Source organism: Streptomyces parvus (genome assembly GCF_032121415.1).
GTDB lineage: Bacteria > Actinomycetota > Actinomycetes > Streptomycetales > Streptomycetaceae > Streptomyces > Streptomyces globisporus_A.
Window position 1 is genome coordinate 3424800 of record NZ_CP135079.1, and the last position, 21961, is coordinate 3446760.

The following is a 21961-nucleotide window of genomic DNA, read 5'->3' on the forward strand; positions in this document are numbered from 1 at the left end:
GGTCAAAGTCCTTTCGAGCTGCGGCGTGGCTGGTGCGGCCGACTCAGATGTCGAGGAAGCGGACGTCCTTGGCGTTGCGCTGGATGAACGAGCGCCGCGCCTCGACGTCCTCACCCATGAGCACCGAGAACAGGTCGTCGGCCTGGGCGGCGTCGTCCAGCGTGACCTGGCCGAGGACCCGGTGGTCGACGTCCATGGTCGTGACACGCAGCTCCTCGGCGTTCATCTCGCCGAGGCCCTTGAAGCGCTGGATCGAGTCTTCCTTGATCCGCTTGCCGTTCTGCTTGCCGAGCGCCACCAGGGCGTCGCGCTCCCGGTCCGAGTACGCGTACTCGAAGTCGTCCCGACCCCACTTGATCTTGTAGAGCGGCGGGCGCGAGAGGTAGACGTGCCCGGCCTCGACCAGCGGCTTCATGAAGCGGAAGAGGAAGGTCAGCAGCAGGGTGTTGATGTGCTGGCCGTCGACGTCGGCGTCCGCCATGAGAATGATCTTGTGATAGCGGAGCTTCTCGATGTCGAAGTCCTCGTGGACCCCGGTGCCGAACGCCGAGATCAGCGCCTGGACCTCGGTGTTCTGGAGGATCTTGTCGATCCGGGCCTTCTCGACGTTCAGGATCTTGCCTCGGATGGGCAGGATCGCCTGGTACATCGGGTTGCGGCCGGACTTCGCCGAACCGCCGGCGGAGTCACCCTCGACGATGAAGATCTCGCACTTGGTGGGGTCGTTCGACTGGCAGTCACTGAGCTTGCCCGGCAGCGAGGCGCTCTCCAGGAGCCCCTTGCGCCGCGTCAGGTCGCGCGCCTTGCGGGCCGCCACACGGGCGGTCGAGGCGGCGATGCCCTTGCGGATGATGTCGGCGGCCTCGTTGGGATTCCGGTCGAACCAGTCCGTCAGCTGCTCGTGGACGACCTTCTGCACGAAGGTCTTGGCCTCCGTGTTGCCCAGCTTGGTCTTCGTCTGGCCCTCGAACTGCGGCTCGCCCAGCTTCACCGAGATGATCGCGGTGAGGCCCTCGCGGACGTCCTCGCCGGTGAGGTTGTCGTCCTTCTCGCGCAGCAGCTTCTTGTCGCGCGCGTACCGGTTGACCAACGAGGTCAGCGCCGCACGGAAGCCCTCCTCGTGCGTACCGCCCTCGTGCGTGTGGATCGCGTTGGCGAAGGAGTAGACGCCTTCGGTGTACTGCGTGTTCCACTGCATCGCGATCTCGGCCGAGAGGAGACGGTCCTTGTCCTCGGCCTCGATGTCGATCACCGACTGGTGGATGACGTCGCCCTTGCGGGAGTTGAGGTACTTCACGAAATCGACGATGCCGTTTTCGTAGTGGTACGTGACCGAGCGGGCGGCCTCCTCCTCGGCGGGCTCGGCCGCGTCCGCGCTGTCCGCGCCCGCCGTCGCCTTCGCCGACTCGCGCTCGTCGGTGAGCTTGAGGGTGAGGCCCTTGTTGAGGAACGCCATCTCCTGGAAGCGGCGCGAGAGGGTCTCGAAGCTGTACTCGGTGGTCTCGAAGATGTCCCCGTCGGCCCAGAAGGTGACCGTGGTGCCGGTCTCCTCGGTGGCCTCGTGCTGCGCCAGCGGGGCGGTGGGGACGCCGAGCTTGTAGTCCTGGGTCCAGCGGTGGCCGTCGGTCTTGACCTCGACGGAGACCCGGGTGGACAGGGCGTTGACGACGGAGACGCCGACGCCGTGCAGACCGCCGGAGACGGCGTAGCCGCCGCCGCCGAACTTGCCGCCCGCGTGCAGCACGGTCAGCACGACCTCGACGGCCGGCTTCCCTTCGGACGGCACGATGCCGACCGGGATACCGCGGCCGTTGTCGATGACCCGCACCCCGCCGTCGGGGAGGATCGTGACGTCGATGGTGTCCGCGTGGCCCGCCATCGCTTCGTCGACGGAGTTGTCGACGACCTCTTGCACGAGGTGGTGCAGGCCGCGCTCACCGGTCGAGCCGATGTACATGCCAGGCCGCTTGCGGACCGCGTCCAGCCCTTCCAGCACGGTGATCGCGCTGGCGTCGTACGAGGTCTCGGGGACCTCGCCCGGCACACCGGCCGTGGACGGAATGTTCTCGTTGGGGTTGCCGGAATCGGCCACGAAGCGCCCTTTCTGGCACAGCACAGGCCGTTCTCCGGACAGGCGGGAGCGGCTGCGTCGTTCGGCTTGTATCGACGACTCCCGCCTCAGCGGCGGGATTACTCACCAGTCTACCGGTAGCGCTGACATGAATGGGGGTTTGCCGGTACCTGAGTACGCATGTGCCGCCCTGAATGAGCGACTGACGACTCCCCATATCCGGGAAGGGGCTCCAAGAGGCCCTGAAGGGCTTTGAGCGCTTCGGCCTGTCAACCCACCGCTACGGTGAGGGACGCTCCGGCCGTACCGTCCGGTTTCCTGGTGCGCGAACCCTGACGAACCCACCCAGAAGATCGCCCGGTACACGACAATTTTACGCCAAAATTGCAGCTCAGCGCTATCGAGCGGTGATCCGCACGGAACAGAAGGGGAGGCCGGGAACCCGACCGCGGCCACGGCTGCTTCCCGGTCCGGCCCCACGGCGGCCCGGCCGCCTCGGCCGGCGCCCCGAGGCTCATCCGTAGGTGTCGCCCGGGCCCTTGCTGCCGGGTGCCCGCAACGGGCCGTACCGGCGCTCCGGGCCCCCCGGCCCGACCACCTTGATCATCCTTACGGTGCCCTGCCCCAGATCCGCGTTCAACCGGGCCACCAGCTGGGGGGCCAGCAGCCGCAGCTGCGTCGCCCACGCCGTCGAGTCGCAGCTCACGGTCAGCACCCGGGCGGCCGGATCGTCGTCGTACCGCAGGGGGAGGCAGTGCTTCGCCAGGTCGTCGCCGACGATCTGCGGCCACCGGCCCATCACCCCGCCGACCGCCGCGGGCGTCTCCCAGCCCCGCTCGGTGATCAGCCGGTTGATCGCGGAGCCCAGCGCCTGCGGGTCCCGGCCGTCCGAGCGGGCGCCCGAGCGCAGTCCGCCACCCCGCCGTGCCTGCTTCTTCTGCTGCGCCGCCGCACCCCGCGCCCGGGCCTGCTCCTTCGCGGCCCGCAACGCGACCCGGGCCAGATCGACCCCGGACACCTCGGGCGGCTTCGGGCTCCCGGCCTCCGGCATACCGCCGACCGGGCCCGCCCCGCCCGGTGCCGCGTCCCGGCCGTTCATACGCGCTCCACCTCGCCCGCGGTCACCGCGTACCGCGTCCCCGCCAGCACGCCCGGCACGTCCTCCGCGACCGCCGCCGTCACCAGCACCTGCTCCCCGGGGGCCACCAGCTCCGCCAGCCGCTCCCGGCGGCGGGCGTCCAGCTCGGCGAAGACATCGTCCAGCACCAGCACCGGCTCGTTGCCCTCGGAACGCAGCAGCTCGAAACTGGCAAGACGCAGCGCCAGCGCATAGCTCCAGGACTCGCCGTGACTCGCGTACCCCTTGGCCGGCATCCCGCGCAGGCCCAGCAGCAGATCGTCCCGGTGCGGGCCGACCAGCGTCACGCCCCGCTCGATCTCCTGCTTCCGGACGCCCGCGAGCGCCGCGATGAGCTGTTCGTACAGCTCATCGCGGGTGCGCTCGGGACCCACGTCCTCGCCGACCGAGCTGCGGTACTCCAGCGACACCGGACCACCGCCCGGCGCGACGTCCCCGTACGCCTTGTCCGCCAGCGGCTGGAGCGCGGCGATCAGATCGAGGCGCTGCGCGAGCAGCTCGGCGCCCACCTGACCCAGGTGCTGGTCCCAGACGTCCAGGGTGGACAGATCCATCGAACGGCCACCGTGCCGCCGGGCCATCGCCGCGGATTTCAGCAGGGTGTTGCGCTGCTTGAGCACGCGTTCGTAGTCGGAGCGGACCCCGGCCATCCGGGGCGAACGCGCGGTGACCAGCTCGTCCAGGAACCTCCGCCGCTCACCGGGATCGCCCTTGACCAGCGCCAGGTCCTCCGGCGCGAAGAGCACGGTCCGCACGATGCCGAGCACATCACGCGGTCTGACCTGCGAGGACCTGTTGATACGGGCCCGGTTCGCCCGGCCCGGGTTCAGCTCCAGCTCGACCAGCTGCGAACGCTCGCCCTGGGTCACCGCCGCCCGGATCACCGCCCGCTCCGCGCCCATGCGCACGAGCGGGGCGTCCGAGGAGACCCGGTGGCTGCCGAGGGTGGCGAGATAGCCGACGGCCTCGACGAGATTGGTCTTGCCCTGGCCGTTGGGCCCTACGAACGCGGTGATGCCCGGGTCGAGAGGGACCTCGACCCGGGCGTACGAGCGGAAGTCGGCCAGCGAGAGATGCGTGACGTGCATGGTGGCCACCCTCTCCCGTTGCTGTCGGTGCTTCCGCTGCGCAGGCTGTTCCGCCCCGGTGCGTTGTTACGCGGTGCGCGCCGCCGGTTCTTCGGCGGCGGGCCCGGTCAGTTCTCGGTCTTGGACTCGACCGCGTGGCCGCCGAACTGGTTGCGCAGCGCGGCGATCATCTTCATCTGCGGCGAGTCGTCCTGGCGCGAGGCGAACCGCGCGAACAGCGACGCCGTGATCGCGGGCAGCGGCACCGCGTTGTCGATCGCCGCCTCCACCGTCCAGCGGCCCTCGCCCGAGTCGGCGGCGAAGCCCCGGAGCTTGTCCAGGTGCTCGTCGTCGTCCAGGGCGTTGACCGCGAGGTCGAGCAGCCAGGAACGGATGACCGTGCCCTCCTGCCAGGAGCGGAAGACCTCGCGCACATCGGTGACGGAGTCCACCTTCTCCAGCAGCTCCCAGCCCTCGGCGTAGGCCTGCATCATGGCGTACTCGATGCCGTTGTGGACCATCTTCGCGAAGTGGCCGGCGCCGACCTTGCCCGCGTGGACGGAGCCGAAGTCGCCCTCGGGCTTCAGCGCGTCGAAGACCGGCTGGACCTTCGCCACGTTCTCGGCGTCGCCGCCGTACATCAGGGCGTAGCCGTTCTCCAGGCCCCAGACACCGCCGGAGACGCCGCAGTCGACGAAGCCGATGCCCTTGATGCCCAGCTCGACGGCGTGCTTCTCGTCGTCGGTCCAGCGCGAGTTGCCGCCGTCGACGACGACGTCGCCGGGCGAGAGCAGCTCGGCCAGCTCGTCGATCGTGGACTGGGTCGCGGCACCGGCCGGGACCATCACCCAGACGACCCGCGGGCCCTTCAGCTTGCCCACAAGCTCTTCGAGACTGTGGACATCGGTGACATCCGGGTTGCGGTCGTAACCGATGACGGTGTGGCCTGCGCGGCGGATGCGCTCGCGCATGTTGCCGCCCATCTTGCCGAGGCCGACGAGACCGAGCTCCATCAGAGATTCCTTAAGCGTCGTGGCGATAAGCGTCGGGGCGTTTGCACCCACGACCGAGCCTACGCCCGGCCGGGGACAGCGCGGCGGGCCCGCTCCGCGCCGAGCGGGCCCGCCGGAAACTGCCGCGGAGAACATCCCCCCGATCGGGCGGGGGGGGCGGGGGATCAGCCGGAGAGGCGCACCGGCATGATCAGGTACTTGTACGCGTCGTCCGCCTCGGCGTCGACGGCCGGGCGGCCGCTGAGCAGGGCGGGCTTGGTGGACGTGGTGAACGAGAGCTGGGCGACCGGGGAGTCGATCGCGCTCAGTCCGTCCAGCAGGAACGTCGGGTTGAAGGCGATCGAGATGTCGTCACCCTCCAGCACCGCGTCGACCCTCTCCACAGCCTGTGCGTCGTCGCTGGAACCGGCCTCCAGGATGAGGACGCCCTGCTCGAAGCTGAGCCGTACGGGGGTGTTGCGCTCGGCGACCAGGGCCACGCGCTTGACGGCCTCGACGAAGGGGGCCGTCTCGATCACCGCGACGGAGTTGAACTCGGTCGGGAACAGCGTGCGGTACTTCGGCAGGTCGCCTTCGAGCAGCCGCGTGGTCGTGCGGCGCCCGGCGCCCTCGAAACCGATCAGGCCCTCGCCCGCGCCGGAGCCGGAGAGCGCCAGGGTGACGGTGTCGCCGCTGGTGAGCGCCTTGGCGGTGTCCAGGAGCGTCTTGGCGGGCACGAGGGCGACGGCGGAGGCGTCCGCGTTCTCCGGCTTCCACAGGAACTCGCGGACGGCGAAGCGGTAGCGGTCGGTGGAGGCGAGGGTGACCGTGTCGCCCTCGATCTCGATCCGCACACCGGTGAGCACGGGCAGCGTGTCGTCGCGGCCGGCGGCGATGGCGACCTGGGCGGCGGCCGAGGCGAAGACCTCGCCGGGGACGGTGCCCGTGGCGGTCGGCATCTGCGGCAGCGCGGGGTACTCCTCCACAGGCAGTGTGTGGAGGGTGAAGCGGGAGGAGCCGCAGACGACCGTGGCCCGCACACCGTCGGTGGAGATCTCCACCGGGCGGTTGGGAAGGGCGCGGCAGATGTCGGCGAGCAGCCGGCCGGAGACGAGCACCGTGCCGTCCTCGTCGATCTCCGCGTCGACGGAGACCCGTGCGGAGACCTCGTAGTCGAAGCTGGAGAAGCTGAGAGCCCCGTCCTCGGCCTTCAGCAGAAGGCCCGCGAGAACGGGCGCCGGCGGACGGGCCGGGAGGCTGCGGGCCACCCAGGCCACCGCCTCCGCGAGTACATCGCGCTCCACCCGGATCTTCACCGGAACCGCCTCCTGCTGTTGCTCGCTCGCCCTGCTGGCCTTCGTCGTCTGGACCGGAGTCCGCTGCCGAGGCGGCGGAGGCTCCGGGGTCCAGTCTGACGTACGGCACCGACAGCCGTTGCTGCTCGGGGTCAAGTCGGGCCGAGAGGTTCGCGGCGGTCGACGGTCGAGTTGTACACAGGCCCCACTTCGAAGCGGATTCCTGGCTAACTCTGGGTGGTAGTAGTAGTAGGCCTTGTGGATACCGTGGATAACGTCGTTTGCGCAGGTCAGCAACTGTTTTTTGTCCACCGGTCCTGTGGGTGGCGCCCGTGGACAACCCACGCCTTCTGTGGACGGACGAAAGTTCTGCACACCCGATGCACAGGAGGGGGCCACTTCTCCCCAGACCTGTCCCCAGCTTTACCCCTGTTCCCCACAGCCCAACCCAGCCCCTTGGTGTGACGCCTTTCACTCCGGGCGGTGAGAGCGTGTGTTGCGTTGCCGAACAGTGGACAGGGGTGTGGAGAAGCGGGGCGAAGCTGGGGACAACACCGCCCAGCCTGTGGGTCGGCGGTGGACAACCGCGACGCCTCCCTGTGGACGAAGATTCTGTCCACAGGCTGTGGATCATCCTTGACCACAAATCCCCAACCAGGTGACCTGGCCTGATGGAGTATCGGCAGCACGCCCTGTGGACGCAATATGGACAACTTCCCAGTCCCCAGGCTGTGGACGGAAGATTTCTCGTACATCTGTGGAGAAGAGCCTCTGAGCTGCTCGTATTCGAACAGCAGGGGTGGGTCGGGGCGCTCGTCACGGGCTCCGGAAGCCTCACCGAGCGCCTCGGGAAGCCCGTCGCGGACCCCGAAAACGCGAAAAGCGCCTGCCGCGGACCGTGGGAGGTCCGCGGCAGGCGCCTCGGAGAAGCGCTCCAGAAGAAGCCTGGGAAGGGTTCAGGAGAAGACGGGGAGCGTTTTCGGCCGGGTGGGAGCCGGGATCAGCCGTTCTTGATGCGGTTGGTCAGCTCGGTGACCTGGTTGTAGATGGAGCGGCGCTCCGCCATCAGCGCCCGGATCTTCCGGTCGGCGTGCATCACCGTCGTATGGTCGCGGCCGCCGAACTGCGCGCCGATCTTCGGCAGCGAGAGGTCGGTGAGCTCGCGGCACAGATACATGGCGATCTGGCGTGCCGTCACCAGGACCCGGCTGCGCGAGGATCCGCAGAGGTCGTCCACGGTGAGCCCGAAGTAGTCCGCGGTGGCCGCCATGATGGCCGGTGCCGTGATCTCCGGGGCCGACTCCTCACCGCCCGGGATCAGATCCTTGAGGACGATCTCGGTCAGCCCGAGGTCGACCGGCTGCCGGTTCAGGGAGGCGAAGGCGGTCACCCGGATCAGGGCGCCCTCCAGCTCACGGATGTTGCGGGAGATCCGCGAGGCGATGAACTCCAGCACCTCCGGCGGGGCGTTGAGCTGCTCCTGCACCGCCTTCTTGCGGAGGATCGCGATCCGGGTCTCCAGCTCGGGCGGCTGGACGTCGGTCGTCAGACCCCACTCGAAGCGGTTGCGCAGCCGGTCCTCCAGCGTCACCAGCTGCTTGGGCGGCCGGTCCGAGGAGAGCACGATCTGCTTGTTCGCGTTGTGCAGCGTATTGAAGGTGTGGAAGAACTCCTCCTGCGTCGACTCCTTGCTCGCCAGGAACTGGATGTCGTCGACCAGCAGGATGTCCACGTCGCGGTAGCGCTTGCGGAAGGTGTCGCCCTTCCCGTCGCGGATGGAGTTGATGAACTCGTTGGTGAACTCCTCCGAGCTCACGTAACGCACCCGGGTCCCCGGGTAGAGGCTCCGCGCGTAGTGCCCGATGGCGTGCAGCAGGTGGGTCTTGCCGAGCCCCGACTCCCCGTAGATGAAAAGGGGGTTGTACGCCTTCGCGGGTGCCTCGGCGACGGCGACGGCCGCGGCGTGCGCGAACCGGTTGGACGCCCCGATGACGAAGGTGTCGAAGAGGTACTTCGGGTTCAGCCGGGCGTGCGGTTCGCCGGGGCCCGGGGCGGGGGCCGGCTGGGCGCCCATCGGACCGGGAACCGAACCGCCGGTGCGCCCGGGCCCGTGGCCCGGACCGGTCTGGCGGTGCTGCGGCTGCTGGTGGTCCTGCCGGTCGGGGCGCTGCTGCTCGTACCCCTGGCGCTCGGGCGGCTGCGACCGGTAGTCGTGGCTCGGCTGCTGCGGGCGCCCGGTGCCGTACGGCTCGCGCCACTGCTCGGCGGGCTGGTCGCGGTACTGCTCGTTCTCCCGGTACGCGTCGCTCTCGCGGTACGGCTCACCGGCGGGCTGCTCGCGGTCCTGGTAGCCGCTGTGCCGCGGCTGCTGCCAGGAGAGGTCCTCCTGGGTACGCGGCCAGGCTCCGGGTTCCGGGCGCTGCTGCTGGTAGTCGGGGTAGGCCGGCCGAGCCGTCGGCATACCGTCGTCGGAGGGCCGGTGACCGTATCCGTCGTACGCGTCGCCCCGGGGAGCGTCGTCGCGCGGCTGCGCCGGGTAGCGGTGGTCCTGCTGGCTTCCGTGCGGCTGGTGCTGCTGATGCGACTGGTGCATCGGGGGCGCCGGCGGGGCGGGGGGTTCGCCCGCGGAGTCGTCGACGGTGATCGCGATCCGGATGGGCCGGCCGCACTCCCGGGTCAGCGTCTCACTGATGAGCGGCGCGAGCCGGCCCTCCAGGACGCGCTTGCCCCATTCATTGGGGACGGCCAGCAGTGCGGTGTCGGCGACGAGTGCCAGCGGCTGGCAGCGCTCGATCCACTGCTTGTCCTTCGGCTCGATGCCCTGCTGGCCCTCCCCGAGGAGTTGTTCCAGCACTCGCGGCCACACTGCGGCAAGATCGGCAGGTACGTCAGCCACAAGGCACGCTCTCTCGCATGTCCCACGAATGTGTGGTTCTCGGGACGGGATGGGTCGGGTCGGGTGAGCCCGGCAGTCGGGAAGGAAAGGAACCGGAGTTCAGCCACGGTAGTCAGGCCGACCCGCGCGGTTCAAGTTGTTGTCCACAGGCTGTGCACAATGAGGGGTCGCACGGAGCCGGTTTGACCGGATGGCGTAGCCGCGCGTACCGTGACCAGGTCGAGTTGTCGATGGCTGCTGCCGCCTGCCTCCGATGGGCAAAGATCACGATCTGTGATTGTGAAGCGGTGCACTAAGGCGTTTACGCGAGTTCCTCGTGGGCGCACGGTGACAGCCAGGCGATGTCCCGCCAAGACACGAATTATTTCTGGAGCCCCCGAGTGAGCAAGCGCACCTTCCAGCCGAACAACCGCCGTCGCGCCAAGACCCACGGCTTCCGTCTGCGCATGCGTACCCGTGCCGGCCGTGCGATCCTCGCGAACCGCCGCGGCAAGGGCCGCAGCAGCCTGTCCGCCTGATCGCTCACAGGTCCATGCCGTGCTGCCTACCGAGAATCGGCTGAGGCGGCGCGAGGACTTCGCGACCGCGGTACGACGAGGACGTCGAGCCGGACGTCCGCTGCTCGTCGTCCATCTACGCAGCGGTGAAACGGACCCGCACGTGACGGGGGAGACTGTTCCCCCGCCGCGTGCGGGTTTCGTTGTCAGCAAGGCCGTGGGGGGCGCCGTCGTCCGCACCGCGGTGAAGCGGAAGCTTCGCCACCTGGTCCGCGACCGGCTGGCTCAGCTGCCCCCCGGTAGCCTGGTTGTCGTACGGGCGCTGCCCGGTGCGGGCGACGCCGACCATGCACAGCTGGCCCGAGACCTGGATGCCGCTCTTCAGCGGCTGCTGGGAGGGGGCGCGCGATGAAGTACCCGCTGCTTGCTCTCATCAAGCTGTACCAGTGGACGATCAGTCCACTCCTCGGGCCTGTCTGCCGCTATTACCCGTCGTGTTCCCACTATGGATATACGTCGATCGACAGGCACGGTGCCATCAAGGGGACAGCGCTGACCGCTTGGCGCATCCTGCGGTGCAATCCGTGGTCACCCGGCGGTGTGGATCATGTTCCGCCCCGTAAGCGTCCGCGGTGGCACGAGCTGCTGCGCAATGCCCTGCGCGGCGAAAAGGGCGGGGAGTCCGCCGCTGATGTGCCGTCCGGGGGGTCGGTCTCCGAACCTCCGAGCCCGGCCGCAGAGACCTCGCCCAATGCTCAAGGAGCCTGATTAGTGGACACGATTGCCAGTCTGTTCAGCTTTATCACCACACCTGTCTCATGGATCATCGTCCAGTTCCACAAGGTCTACGGAGCGCTCTTCGGCGATGACTCCGGATGGGCCTGGGGCCTGTCGATCGTGTCCCTGGTGGTGCTGATCCGGATCTGCCTGATCCCGCTCTTCGTGAAGCAGATCAAGTCGACCCGCAATATGCAGGTGCTCCAGCCGAAGATGAAGGCGATCCAGGAGCGCTACAAGAACGACAAGCAGCGTCAGTCCGAAGAGATGATGAAGCTGTACAAGGAGACGGGCACCAACCCGCTCTCCTCGTGCCTTCCCATCCTGGCGCAGTCCCCGTTCTTCTTCGCCCTGTACCACGTGCTGTCGTCCATCGCCTCGGGCAAGAAGATCGGCGCGATCAACCAGGACCTGCTGGACAGCGCCCGTGAGGCCCACATCTTCGGCGCCCCGCTCGCCGCCAAGTTCACGGACAGCGTCGAGAAGGTCACCTCCCTCAACGCCGACCTGACGGACGTCCGGATCGTCACCGCGATCATGATCGTGATGATGTCCGCGTCCCAGTTCTTCACCCAGCGCCAGCTGATGACGAAGAACGTCGACCTCACGGTGAAGACCCCGTACATGCAGCAGCAGAAGATGCTGATGTACATCTTCCCGGTCATCTTCGCCGTGATGGGCATCAACTTCCCCGTCGGCGTCCTCGTCTACTGGCTGACCACCAACGTCTGGACCATGGGTCAGCAGATGTACGTGATCAACCAGAACCCGACGCCGGGCAGCAAGGCGCAGGACGCCTACCTCCAGCGGGTGCTCAAGAGCGTGACCTCCCACGGCGAGGTGCGGGGCCGTACCCGGCGCAAGATGATCAAGGCGATCGTCGCCAAGGGTTCCGACCGCAACGACATCGAGCGCAAGTTCATCACCGGTCTCGGCAAGCTGGGTCTCGTGGCCCAGGAGGACGGCACGGTGGCGAAGAGCGAGACCGCCTCGGCCGACGCCGAGGGCGGCCAGGCGCCCAAGCGCCAGCAGCCCAAGCGCCAGACCAAGGCGAAGCGCCAGACGACCGGGCACGCGACGGCGGGGGCCAAGGACACGGAGTCCGCGGCTGCCGGTTCCCAGACCTCGCTCGAGAAGCAGGACGCACCGCAGGACAGCAAGCCGAAGTCGGCGGGCAAGCCCGCCTCCGGCTCCTCACGCCAAGCCAAGTCCGGGCAGCGCAAGGGTCCGCAGCGGCCCAAGCACCCGTCCAAGAAGTAAGAAGGAGTCCATCCGTGACGGAAGGCACCACCTCCACGGCCGCCGCTGAGGCGGGCAGCGACACCCTGACCCGCCTGGAGCAGGAGGGCGAGATCGCGGCCGACTACCTCGAGGGACTGCTCGACATCGCCGACCTCGACGGCGACATCGACATGGACGTCGAGGCGGACCGGGCCGCGGTGTCCATCATCAGCGAATCGGCACGCGACCTCCAGAAGCTCGTTGGCCGCGACGGTGAGGTCCTGGAGGCGCTCCAGGAGCTGACCCGGCTGGCCGTCCACCGGGAGACCGGCGACCGCAGCCGTCTGATGCTGGACATCGGCGGCTTCCGGGCCACGAAGCGCGCGGTCCTCGCGGAGCTGGGTGCCAAGGCCGCGAACGAGGTCAAGAGCACGGGCGAGCCGGTGAAGCTGGACCCGATGACGCCGTTCGAGCGCAAGGTCGTGCACGACGCGATCGCCGCGGCCGGTCTCCGGAGCGAGTCGGAGGGCGAGGAGCCTCAGCGCTTCGTCGTCGTTCTCCCGGCCTGACCGGGTCCTTGTACTGTCGGCCCCGTCTGTACGCAGGCGGGGCCGATCTTTGTCAGCCTGATAGTCAGCCACCCACAGTGCGCGAGTGCGGTACGGAAGGACGGTCCCCGTGACGGAGGCAGCAGAGCTCCCCCAGGCACCTGCGGAGGCGCAGGCGGTGTTCGGAGAGCTCTTCCCGGAGGCTGTCCGGTACGCGGAGCTTCTGGCGGATGCCGGGGTCAAGCGCGGCCTGATCGGCCCGCGTGAGGTCCCCCGGCTGTGGGAGCGGCACCTGCTGAACTGCGCGGTGCTCTCCGAGGTCGTGCCCGAAGGCGTCACCGTCTGCGATGTGGGCTCGGGCGCGGGTCTGCCCGGCATCCCGCTGGCGCTGGTGCGCCCCGACCTCAAGATCACCCTGCTGGAGCCGTTGCTCCGGCGGACGAACTTCCTCCAGGAGGTCGTCGAGCTGCTCGGCCTGGACCATGTGACGGTCGTACGCGGCCGGGCCGAGGAGGTCCTCGGGACGCTGCAGCCCGTTCAGGTGGTGACCGCCCGTGCGGTGGCGCCGCTGGACCGGCTGGCGGGCTGGGGCGTTCCCCTGCTGAAGCCGTACGGAGAGATGCTCGCGCTCAAGGGCGACACCGCGGAGGAGGAGATCGCCGGCGCCAGGGCCGCGCTCAGCAAGCTCGGTGTGGTGGAGACCGAGGTGCTTCACGTCGGCGAGGGCGTCGTCGATCCTCTCTCCACGGTGGTCCGTGTCGTGGTGGGCGAGAGCCCGGGCGGTGTGAGGTTCGCCGCAAAGAAGGCCAAGGCCGCTCGCACGGGGCGCACGCGTCGGCGTCGCTGAGGCGGCGATATCGTCCGGCCGGGAGGACCCGAGGGCGCGCGTCATGCGCACTCTGTTACCCCTCGGGTTGCTTAGCAGTGTTTCAGGCGGAAAGTAGCGATACCTCACCACTGCGGAGTGTCGTGGCCTGCTAGTTGCTCCGCAGAGGCATCGTGTTTCACGTGAAACGTCGCTCTCTGCTGCAGGGAATCATCAGCCGCGGTCGTGCGGCTGCCACGCCGCGCGACCGCAAGCCCGGACGGGTGGCCGAGTCGTCCACACCCACGGATTCATCCACAGAACAGCGGGCCTCGCTGGTTCACGACCCCGAAAGCATGGCAGGCTCTGTTCATTGCGAGCCTGAAGTCGAGGAGAGTGAATCCTTGCGGTCCGACGCCAACATCGCGGGACCGATGACCGACCCGGTCCCCGGTCCCCGAACCGAGTCCGTGGGTGAGGGTGTTTCACGTGAAACACCGCCGCCGATGGACGACACCCCCATCGGCCGTGCCGCTCAGCTGGCGGTCGAGGCCCTTGGCCGCGCCGGCGAAGGGCTGCCCCGCCCTGACCGCACCCGCGTCATGGTCGTGGCCAACCAGAAGGGCGGGGTCGGTAAGACGACCACGACGGTCAACCTTGCCGCTTCCCTGGCCCTGCACGGTGCGCGCGTTCTGGTGGTCGACCTCGACCCGCAGGGCAACGCCTCCACGGCTCTGGGCATCGATCACCATGCTGATGTCCCCTCGATCTACGACGTCCTGGTGGACAGCCGCCCCCTCTCCGAGGTGGTCCAGCCCGTACCGGACGTCGAGGGTCTCTTCTGTGCCCCCGCGACCATCGATCTCGCCGGTGCGGAGATCGAGCTGGTCTCGCTGGTGGCGCGGGAGAGCCGGCTTCAGCGGGCGATCCAGGCGTACGAGCAGCCCCTGGACTACATCCTCATCGACTGCCCGCCCTCGCTGGGACTGCTGACGGTGAATGCCCTGGTGGCCGGCGCCGAGGTACTGATTCCCATCCAGTGCGAGTACTACGCGCTGGAAGGCCTGGGGCAGCTCCTGCGGAACGTCGACCTGGTGCGGGGTCATCTGAACCCGGATCTGCATGTCTCGACGATCCTGCTGACGATGTACGACGGCCGGACGAGGCTCGCCTCCCAGGTTGCCGAGGAGGTCCGTACGCACTTCGGCAAGGAAGTGCTGCGGACGAGCATCCCGCGGTCGGTGCGTATCTCGGAGGCGCCGAGCTACGGGCAGACCGTGCTGACCTACGACCCGGGATCCAGCGGCTCGCTCTCGTATCTCGAAGCCGCCCGGGAGATCGCCCTGCGGGGCGTCGGTGTGCACTACGAGGCTCAGCACGCCCACACGAGCAGCCAGAACAGCCAGCGACACGTTTCGGAGGGCCTTCAGTGAGTGAGCGTCGTAGAGGACTGGGGCGTGGGCTCGGTGCGCTGATCCCCGCCGCTCCTCAGGAGAAGCAGGTGCAGACGCCCGGAAGCGGCGCGGTGTCCGGCACGGGTCCGGTGCTGACGGCTGAGCGCGGGGTGGCCGCCGCGAAGGTGACCGCGCTGCCGTCCTCCCCGGTGGTGCCGGAGCCGGCGTCCGCCCCGGAGGACCGGTCCGAGCAGGGCGTCGGGACGTCCGGCGCGTACTTCGCCGAGCTGCCGATCGGGGCGATCACCCCGAACCCGCGTCAGCCCCGTGAGGTCTTCGACGAGGATGCGCTGGCCGAGCTGGTCGTCTCCATCAAGGAGGTCGGTCTCCTCCAGCCGGTCGTCGTCCGCAAGGTGGGCCCGGACAGCTACGAGCTCATCATGGGTGAGCGTCGGTGGAGGGCTTGCCGTGAAGCGGGCCTGGAGCGGATTCCCACGATCGTCCGCGCCACGGACGACGAGAAGCTGCTGCTGGACGCATTGCTGGAGAACCTCCACCGGGCTCAGCTGAACCCGCTGGAGGAGGCCGCTGCCTACGACCAGCTGCTCAAGGATTTCAAGTGCACCCATGACCAGCTGGCTGACCGGATCGGCCGCTCGCGCCCGCAGGTGTCGAACACGCTGAGGCTTCTGCGGCTGTCCCCGCCGGTGCAGCGCCGGGTCGCCGCGGGCGTTCTCTCCGCCGGTCATGCCCGGGCCCTGCTGTCCGTGGACGACTCCGAGGAGCAGGACCGGCTGGCCCACCGGATCGTGGCCGAGGGGTTGTCGGTGCGGGCCGTCGAGGAGATCGTGACACTGATGGGCTCGCACCCCACGAGCTCTCCGAAGTCCAAGGGGCCAAGGGCCGGCGGGCGTCTGTCCCCCGCCCTGACCGACCTGGCGACGCGTCTGTCCGACCGCTTCGAAACCCGGGTGAAGGTCGACCTGGGGCAGAAGAAGGGCAAGATCGTCGTCGAGTTCGCCTCGATGGAGGACCTGGACCGCATCCTCGGCAGCCTTGCCCCGGGCGAGGGCCGAGTGCTGGAGCGCCGACTCGCCGAGACGTCCGAGGAGGACGACGAGGGCTGAGCCTCAGGGCTTCATCGAAGGGCGGGCAGTGCGCCGGTGCATACCGGAACGCGGCCCGCCCTTTGCCCTCTCTCGGTATCCGCATCACCTCTGGGTGGATACGATGCGTTCTGGGACAGCGCATCCACGGTGAACGACCTCGGAGGAGGGCGGAGACCTTGCGAAGAGTGAGCCGCAGTCGGCTCGTCACGGTCGGTCTCGGCCTGGGCGCCGTCGGGGGATTCGTCGGCAGTCTGTTCCGCGAACGGAGTGCGCTGGCGGCCGCACGTGGTGCGGCGGGCGAAGGAAGTGAGGAATCGCCGTCATGGGGCGTTGGCTCGTACCACTCACCCTGGACAACCTTCCGGATCTCCCCGAACGTTGCCGCTCGTGCGTCTTCTGGGAGCTTGACCCGGTCAGTGGGGAAGCCGCAGTAAAGGCGGGCAAGCCGGAGCTGGAGAAGGAAGCCTGGATCTCCGCGGTTCTCCTGGAGTGGGGCTCCTGCGGCCGGGTGGTCTATGTGGACGATGTACCGGTCGGCTTCGTGCTTTATGCCCCGCCCGCGTACGTCCCCCGCTCGACGGCGTTCCCCACCAGTCCGGTCTCCCCCGATGCCGTTCAGCTCATCACCGGCCTGATCGTTCCCGAGTACCAGGGTCAGGGGCTCGGCCGTGTCATGGTGCAGACGGTGGCCAAGGATGTTCTGCGCCGGGGCTTCAAGGCGATCGAGGCGTTCGGGGACGCGCGGTCCGAGCAGGCTACCTGCGTTCTTCCCGCGGATCATCTGCTGGCTGTCGGCTTCAAGACCGTGCGGCCGCATCCCGTGCATCCACGGCTGAGGCTGGAGCTGCGCACGACGCTCTCCTGGAAGGAAGACGTGGAGATGGCGCTCGACCGGCTTCTGGGAGCAGTCCAGAAGGAACCGGTGTTGCGACCGTTGTGAGGCCGGTCCGCGTGCGGGCTACCGTGCGAAACGGGCCCACCCCTTCGAAGGGGTGGGCCCGTTTCACGTGAAACATTGCGCCGGGGCGCTGCTGTGCGGTCAGGCGCTGATGAAGCCTTCGAGGTCGCGGAGGATCGCGGCCTTCGGCTTGGCGCCGACGATGGTCTTGGCGACCTCGCCGCCCTGGTACACGTTCAGGGTGGGGATGGACATCACGCCGTACTTGGCAGCGGTGGCGGGGTTCTCGTCGATGTTGAGCTTGACGATCTCGATCTGGTCGCCGTGCTCTGCCGCGATCGCCTCCAGCGAGGGGGCGATCTGGCGGCACGGGCCGCACCAGGCGGCCCAGAAGTCCACCAGAACGGGCTTGTCGCTCTTGAGGACGACGTCGTCGAAGGTGTCATCCGTAACGTGCTTCAGGTCGCCGGCCACGGCGGCCTCCTTAGTCTCTCGGGGTGGTGGGGTGTGGTGCGGACGTTCAGACGGCCGGGGTCTTCTCCGGCTCGGCGGGCTCGGCGTCAGCCAGGGCCGCGAGGAATCGCTCGGCGTCCAGGGCGGCGGAGCAGCCGGTGCCCGCTGCCGTGATGGCCTGACGGTAGGTGTGGTCGACCACGTCGCCGGCGCCGAAGACGCCGGTGAGGTTGGTACGCGTGGAGGGTGCCTCGACCTTCAGGTAACCCTCGTCGTCGAGCTCCAGCTGGCCCTTGAAGAGCTCGGTACGCGGGTCGTGGCCGACGGCGATGAACAGTCCGGTCACGGGGAGGTCGGAGGTCTCGCCGGTCTTGGTGTTGCGCAGGGTCAGACCGGAGAGCTTCTGGTCGCCCTTGATCTCGGCGACCTCGCTGTTCCAGGCGAACTTGATCTTCGGGTCGGCGAAGGCACGGTCCTGCATGGCCTTGGAGGCACGCAGGGTGTCACGGCGGTGGACGATCGTGACGGACTTGGCGAAGCGGGAGAGGAAGGTCGCCTCCTCCATCGCGGTGTCGCCGCCGCCGATCACGGCGATGTCGTGCTCCTTGAAGAAGAAGCCGTCGCAGGTCGCGCACCAGGAGACGCCGCGTCCGGAGAGGGCGTCCTCGTTGGGCAGTCCGAGCTTGCGGTGCTGGGAACCGGTGGTGACGATGACCGACTTGGCACGGTGGACGGTGCCCGCGGTGTCGGTGACGGTCTTGATGTCACCGGTGAGGTCGACCGCGACGACATCGTCGGGGATCAGCTCGGCGCCGAAACGCTCCGCCTGCGCCCGCATGTTGTCCATGAGCTCGGGGCCCATGATGCCGTCCTGGAAACCGGGGAAGTTCTCCACGTCGGTGGTGTTCATCAATGCACCACCGGCCGTGACGGCGCCCTCGAAGACCAACGGGTTCAGCGAGGCACGGGCGGTGTACAGCGCGGCGGTGTACCCGGCCGGTCCGGAGCCGATGATGATCACATTACGGACGTCGCTCACGGGTTTCTTCCTCGTTTCTGCAGACTGCCTAACTGCCTACGGGGTCGGTCAACGACTCACACCCCACCCAACGGATCCTACGGCTGATGCATTCCCGAACACGCCGCGGCGGTCGCGGACGGCCTTCAGGGGCGGTTGTAGGAGCGTGCGAGCAGCAGCTGACCGGGGGACTCCGGAGCGGTGTCCACGCAGGAGGAGGCCACGACGTAGGCCTGGACGCGCGAGGAGTCGCTCGTGTGCGGAAGGACGACGAGATAGGCGTCCGTTCCCCGGTATGTCCCCTCGTCGAGGGCGAGGGCCGGCGTGGTGCGGCCCGTGGCCTTCTGCACGCAGGAGGGCACAGCGACGACGGGAGCCTTCATAGGGCTCCTGGAAGGCTCTGCTTCGGGGGTGAGGGCTTCGCTCGACGACTTGGTGTCGGCCTCCGGCGGAACCTTCTTGACGCCCGGGCTCTTCTGGCTCGCCTCATCGCCGATGAGGTCTCGCACCTGGGCTTCGAGTGTGCCGTCCGCGTAAGCGGGCGCGCTGCTGTCCGCCGCACTGACTCCGCTGTCGGTATCCGACGTGGACGCGTCGCCGGACGGGGCGAGGGACTGGAGGAAGAAGACGCTCATCCCGATGACCGCGGCGCCGAAGGCGGTGCCGAGGACCACGGTGCGCCGACGGCGGGTGGGACGGCGGCCCGGTCCGGTCGCGGCGGAGGAACGGCCCGCAGGGCGGTCCGGGGCAGGGGCGCTGCCGGTCACGGAAGCGGACCCGGTCGCCGTCCTGTCGGTCGTCGCGCCTTCGGCGGTCGTTGTTTCACGTGAAACAACGACCGGCTCGTTCTCCGTGGAAGGGGTGGGGCGGGCTTCCGCCGCCAGGGCCGCGTCGATGCGGGCGGCGATGTCCTCGGGCATCGGCTCGGCGTCGGGCATCGTCCCGAGCAGTCCGCGGATCTCCTCCAGGGAGTCCCGGACCTCTGCGCAGAGGTCGCACTCCGCGAGGTGCTGCTGGACTTCCGCGGTCCGGGAAGGGGCGAGCAGTCCCTCGGTGAGATCGGAGATCTCGGAGACCTCCGGGTGCTGAGCCGTGTCGGCCGTGGGTGTCACGGGTGCCCACCTCCTCCCTTCGTACCGGCAGGATCGCTTGCTCCTGCGTCTCTGGGGCCTGACGCAGGTGGGACGGATGCTTCGTGCGTCTGGTTCCTTCCGTCCGCGTTGTTCGCCTCGCCGGGGGTCCGTCCCCCGGTTTCCGCGCGCAGATGGCGGACCAGGGGCGCCAGTCTCGCCCGGCCCCGGGCGCACCGGCTCTTCACGGTGCCGGCCGGCACTTCCAGGATGCTGGCGGCCTCCGCGACGGGGTAGCCCTGCATATCGACGAGGACCAGGGCAGCCCGCTGTTCGGCGGGCAGTGTGTCCAGGGCTTTCTGGAGCTGACGGTGGAGGTCCTGCCGCACGGCGGGGGCCTCGGCGGATTCGTGGGGCTCCAGGAGCTGATCGAGCCGTTCGGTGTCGTCCACGGGGGACGTCTTGCGGGAGGCGGCCTTGCGTACCCGGTCGAGGCAGGCGTTGACGGTGATCCGGTGGAACCAGGTGGTGACGGCGGACTGGCCGCGGAAGGTGTGGGCGGCGCGGAAGGCCTTGACGAGGGCGTCCTGGACGGCGTCGGCCGCTTCCTCCCTGTCCCCCAGGGTCCGCAGTGCCACGGCCCAGAGCCGGTCGCGGTGTCGCCGTACGAGTTCACCGAACGCGTCGGGGTCGCCCGCCACATGCTGGGCCAGCAGGTCCGAGTCGCTCGGTGCCTCTGGTGGAACGGAATCCACCGTGCTCCCCCTCCGAACCGGATCCGATGTCACATATGGGTCGCGCCCGGTGGAGCGGTGCGACGGGAGAAGCCTGCCGTCACGGGCGTGACGGCCGCAACCCTTGTCGCCGCGGGTGCTCGGCGGGACGGACGGTCCGCCCCACAGTAGCGGTCGGGTGGGGGCGGTGATCACGGGCCGGTACGGGGATCCCGCACCGGCCCGTGATCAGCCGAGGACGGAGATGTCGGTGATGCCGCCGCGGTATCCACCCGTGCCGTCCGACGGGAGTTCCGTGATGTGGATGAGGACGTAGCGCGTGCGGACGGGCTCGTCGAGCGTCTCCTTGAGCGTCGACCCGGCGACTGTCCGCTTGACGATCTGCTGGTCGAAGTCGGCCGTCGTGGAGGGGGCCGAGGCGTCCGGGGACGCGGCGGAGACGGTTGTCGTCTGCCCGCTGCGGTACATGGACACATCGACTCCGGAGACGTCCCGCACCTTGCCGAGGTCGACGATGACGCCGCTGCCCTGCTTGCGCTGGGGGAGGTTGCCGAAGTTCGCGAAGCCCTCGTAGCGCGGGGTGACCCAGTGCGTTCCCCGGTCGCCGTCCACGGTGTTCGCCACCTCCCCCTGCTTGATTCCGGAGCCGTCGGGCGTGAACTCCGTGGCCCCCGCGATGTCCAGGGGTTCGGCGGACGGTGCGGGCTTGTCGTCCTTGTTCTTGTCGTCCTCGTTGGGCTCGGTGACGCCGGTGTCGCCGGAGCCCTTGGTGCGGTCGAGCAGCGCCTCCGCGAGCTGCCAGCTGCCGAGGCCCAGGGCGGCGATGAGAAGAGCGGACACGGTCCACTTGAGGACGCGGCCGGTACGGCTCTGCAGGGGCGCCGGAGGGGCCGGCATCACGGGCTGCGCGACGGCGGACGGGTGGGAGGACGGGCGTCCGTACGTGCCCTGCTGATAGGTCGTGCGCTGGTAGGCCGGCGGCGCGGTGAACGTGGGCTCCGGCGGAAGGATGCGCGGCATCGCCGCGACGGCCTTGGCCAGCTCGTCCGGGGTGGTGCAGGGCGGTTCCTGGCGGGAGGCGGTGGCACCGTCGTTGGCGAGTGCCCGCATGGCGAGCTCGGAGAGCCCGCGGTGGACGCCGGCCCGTACCTGGTCGGGGGCGATGAGGCCCAGGCCCTTGGGCAGACCGGCGAGTCCGTGGGCGTCCTCGCCGTACGGCCAGCGGTGGGTCAGGGCGGCGTAGAGGAGGGCGCCGATGGCCTCGGTGTCCGTACGGAGGGGGCGCTCGGCGGTGATGCCCCGCAGGGCGGCGTTCACGGCGAGGCCACGGATGCGGTACTGCCCGGTGGAGCTGCGCAGGACCGCGCCGGGGGTCAGGCGCAGATGGGAGAGGCCCTCGCGGTGGGCGGCGGCCATCGCCTGGGAGAGCTGGCTGACGAGCTGGTAGGCGTCGTGGGCCTCCATCGGCCCGGCGGCCAGCAGAGCGGTGAGCTCGGTGGCATCCGGCAGCCATTCGTGGACCACGTAGACGAGGTCGTTCTCCTCTACGGCGTCCAGGACCTGGACGAAGCGGGGGTCCCCGAGCAGGGCCGAGGAGCGGGCTGCGGCCAGCACCGAGCGGGCCCGCGGGTGGTCGGCGGGAAGCAGATGGACGCCCACCGCCCGGCGGAGCTTCTCGTCGACCGCGCGCCAGCTGCTGAAGCCGTCCAGGCGGGTGACGCACTCCTCCAGGCGGTAGCGCCCGGCGAGTTTGTGACCGCTGTGCAGATCGGGTGACGCCGGAACGGCCTGGGAACGCTTCTGCCCACCGTCCGTGTTCTCGGCGTCCTTGGGGCTCGCGCCCTTGGTTTCCTCGGCTTCCGCCGTCCCGTCGGTCGTGGCCTCGTCCGCCTTGGCGGTCAGCGGCTCGTCGCCGCTGTTGTCGGCCACGTCGACGGCAGCCGTGCTACGTTCCGCCACCGTCGTTCCTGCCTCCCCA

The 21961-nt window shown here is 69.1% G+C and carries 20 protein-coding genes; 9 read left to right on the forward strand and 11 right to left on the reverse strand.

Annotation, left to right across the window (positions count from 1 at the left end; translation table 11 throughout):
- Window positions 1-43 precede the first annotated feature (43 nt).
- From gyrB to dnaA, 6 genes are all read right to left on the reverse strand, one after another.
- Window positions 44-2116 (reverse strand): DNA topoisomerase (ATP-hydrolyzing) subunit B, encoded by a 2073-nt coding sequence (gene gyrB / locus RNL97_RS16320; protein ID WP_030579519.1) that lies wholly within the window; start codon window positions 2114-2116, stop codon window positions 44-46.
- 469 nt (window positions 2117-2585) lie between these two features.
- Window positions 2586-3170, reverse strand: coding sequence for a DciA family protein (locus RNL97_RS16325; RefSeq protein WP_374115135.1), 585 nt, complete (start codon window positions 3168-3170; stop codon window positions 2586-2588).
- Window positions 3167-4297, reverse strand: a complete 1131-nt coding sequence (recF, locus tag RNL97_RS16330) for a DNA replication/repair protein RecF (protein WP_313750860.1) — start codon at window positions 4295-4297, stop codon at window positions 3167-3169. Before recF ends, RNL97_RS16325 begins: the two co-directional genes overlap by 4 nt.
- Window positions 4298-4404: 107 nt before the next feature.
- Window positions 4405-5289 carry a phosphogluconate dehydrogenase (NAD(+)-dependent, decarboxylating) gene (gnd, locus tag RNL97_RS16335; RefSeq protein ID WP_313750861.1) on the reverse strand — a complete coding sequence of 295 codons (885 nt, stop codon included), beginning with the start codon at window positions 5287-5289 and terminating at the stop codon, window positions 4405-4407.
- A gap of 164 nt (window positions 5290-5453) precedes the next feature.
- Window positions 5454-6584, reverse strand: coding sequence for a DNA polymerase III subunit beta (gene dnaN / locus RNL97_RS16340; RefSeq protein WP_003967886.1), 1131 nt, complete (start codon window positions 6582-6584; stop codon window positions 5454-5456).
- Window positions 6585-7563: 979 nt separating this feature from the next.
- A complete protein-coding gene (dnaA, locus tag RNL97_RS16345; protein WP_078651973.1) occupies window positions 7564-9459 on the reverse strand; it encodes a chromosomal replication initiator protein DnaA in 1896 nt (631 codons plus the stop codon).
- Window positions 9460-9839: 380 nt separating this feature from the next.
- On the opposite strand from dnaA, the gene rpmH reads away from it, so the two are divergent.
- The 9 genes from rpmH (at window position 9840) to RNL97_RS16390 (ending at window position 16750) form a co-directional block, all read left to right on the forward strand.
- Window positions 9840-9977 (forward strand): 50S ribosomal protein L34, encoded by a 138-nt coding sequence (rpmH, locus tag RNL97_RS16350; protein ID WP_003967884.1) that lies wholly within the window; start codon window positions 9840-9842, stop codon window positions 9975-9977.
- Between the two features lie 19 nt (window positions 9978-9996).
- Window positions 9997-10368, forward strand: coding sequence for a ribonuclease P protein component (rnpA, locus tag RNL97_RS16355; RefSeq protein WP_006125985.1), 372 nt, complete (start codon window positions 9997-9999; stop codon window positions 10366-10368).
- Window positions 10365-10724, forward strand: a complete 360-nt coding sequence (gene yidD, locus RNL97_RS16360; protein ID WP_006125986.1) for a membrane protein insertion efficiency factor YidD — start codon at window positions 10365-10367, stop codon at window positions 10722-10724. The genes rnpA and yidD overlap by 4 nt, the downstream gene beginning before the upstream one ends.
- Before the next feature lie 3 nt (window positions 10725-10727).
- Window positions 10728-11993: a membrane protein insertase YidC gene (gene yidC / locus RNL97_RS16365; RefSeq protein ID WP_030579501.1), complete on the forward strand. Its 1266-nt coding sequence runs from the start codon at window positions 10728-10730 to the stop codon at window positions 11991-11993.
- A gap of 14 nt (window positions 11994-12007) precedes the next feature.
- Window positions 12008-12523, forward strand: coding sequence for a Jag family protein (locus tag RNL97_RS16370; RefSeq protein WP_030579498.1), 516 nt, complete (start codon window positions 12008-12010; stop codon window positions 12521-12523).
- Between the two features lie 109 nt (window positions 12524-12632).
- The gene (gene rsmG / locus RNL97_RS16375; protein ID WP_030579495.1) at window positions 12633-13349 is read left to right on the forward strand and encodes a 16S rRNA (guanine(527)-N(7))-methyltransferase RsmG; all 717 of its coding nucleotides are present in this window, start codon (window positions 12633-12635) and stop codon (window positions 13347-13349) included.
- A gap of 314 nt (window positions 13350-13663) precedes the next feature.
- Window positions 13664-14740 (forward strand): ParA family protein, encoded by a 1077-nt coding sequence (locus tag RNL97_RS16380; RefSeq protein ID WP_078651972.1) that lies wholly within the window; start codon window positions 13664-13666, stop codon window positions 14738-14740.
- On the forward strand, window positions 14737-15828 hold the full coding sequence (locus RNL97_RS16385; RefSeq protein ID WP_243314408.1) for a ParB/RepB/Spo0J family partition protein: 1092 nt from the start codon (window positions 14737-14739) through the stop codon (window positions 15826-15828). The genes RNL97_RS16380 and RNL97_RS16385 overlap by 4 nt, the downstream gene beginning before the upstream one ends.
- Window positions 15829-16132: 304 nt before the next feature.
- A complete protein-coding gene (locus RNL97_RS16390; RefSeq protein WP_243314409.1) occupies window positions 16133-16750 on the forward strand; it encodes a GNAT family N-acetyltransferase in 618 nt (205 codons plus the stop codon).
- A 99-nt stretch (window positions 16751-16849) separates the two neighbouring features.
- Here RNL97_RS16390 and trxA read toward each other — a convergent pair whose 3' ends face one another.
- The 5 genes from trxA to RNL97_RS16415 form a co-directional block, all read right to left on the reverse strand.
- On the reverse strand, window positions 16850-17182 hold the full coding sequence (gene trxA, locus RNL97_RS16395; RefSeq protein WP_030579479.1) for a thioredoxin: 333 nt from the start codon (window positions 17180-17182) through the stop codon (window positions 16850-16852).
- Window positions 17183-17228: 46 nt separating this feature from the next.
- The gene (trxB, locus tag RNL97_RS16400; protein WP_030579476.1) at window positions 17229-18200 is read right to left on the reverse strand and encodes a thioredoxin-disulfide reductase; all 972 of its coding nucleotides are present in this window, start codon (window positions 18198-18200) and stop codon (window positions 17229-17231) included.
- Window positions 18201-18325: 125 nt separating this feature from the next.
- Window positions 18326-19291, reverse strand: a complete 966-nt coding sequence (locus tag RNL97_RS16405) for an anti-sigma factor family protein (protein ID WP_030579473.1) — start codon at window positions 19289-19291, stop codon at window positions 18326-18328.
- Window positions 19288-20004: an RNA polymerase sigma factor SigM gene (gene sigM / locus RNL97_RS16410; RefSeq protein ID WP_030579470.1), complete on the reverse strand. Its 717-nt coding sequence runs from the start codon at window positions 20002-20004 to the stop codon at window positions 19288-19290. The genes RNL97_RS16405 and sigM overlap by 4 nt, the downstream gene beginning before the upstream one ends.
- A gap of 207 nt (window positions 20005-20211) precedes the next feature.
- Complete coding sequence (locus tag RNL97_RS16415; protein WP_243314411.1) at window positions 20212-21942, reverse strand: protein kinase family protein; 1731 nt, start codon at window positions 21940-21942, stop codon at window positions 20212-20214.
- Window positions 21943-21961 lie beyond the last annotated feature (19 nt).

Bases quoted from the DNA above. Each gene is read 5' to 3' on its own strand.
- RNL97_RS16390 (WP_243314409.1), top strand. From the start codon at position 16,133: ATGGGGCGTTGGCTCGTACCACTCACCCTGGACAACCTTCCGGATCTC.
- recF (WP_313750860.1), bottom strand. From the start codon at position 4,297: ATGCACGTCACGCATCTCTCGCTGGCCGACTTCCGCTCGTACGCCCGG.
- yidD (WP_006125986.1), top strand. From the start codon at position 10,365: ATGAAGTACCCGCTGCTTGCTCTCATCAAGCTGTACCAGTGGACGATC.
- RNL97_RS16380 (WP_078651972.1), top strand. From the start codon at position 13,664: ATGGCAGGCTCTGTTCATTGCGAGCCTGAAGTCGAGGAGAGTGAATCC.
- gnd (WP_313750861.1), bottom strand. From the start codon at position 5,289: ATGGAGCTCGGTCTCGTCGGCCTCGGCAAGATGGGCGGCAACATGCGC.
- RNL97_RS16325 (WP_374115135.1), bottom strand. From the start codon at position 3,170: ATGAACGGCCGGGACGCGGCACCGGGCGGGGCGGGCCCGGTCGGCGGT.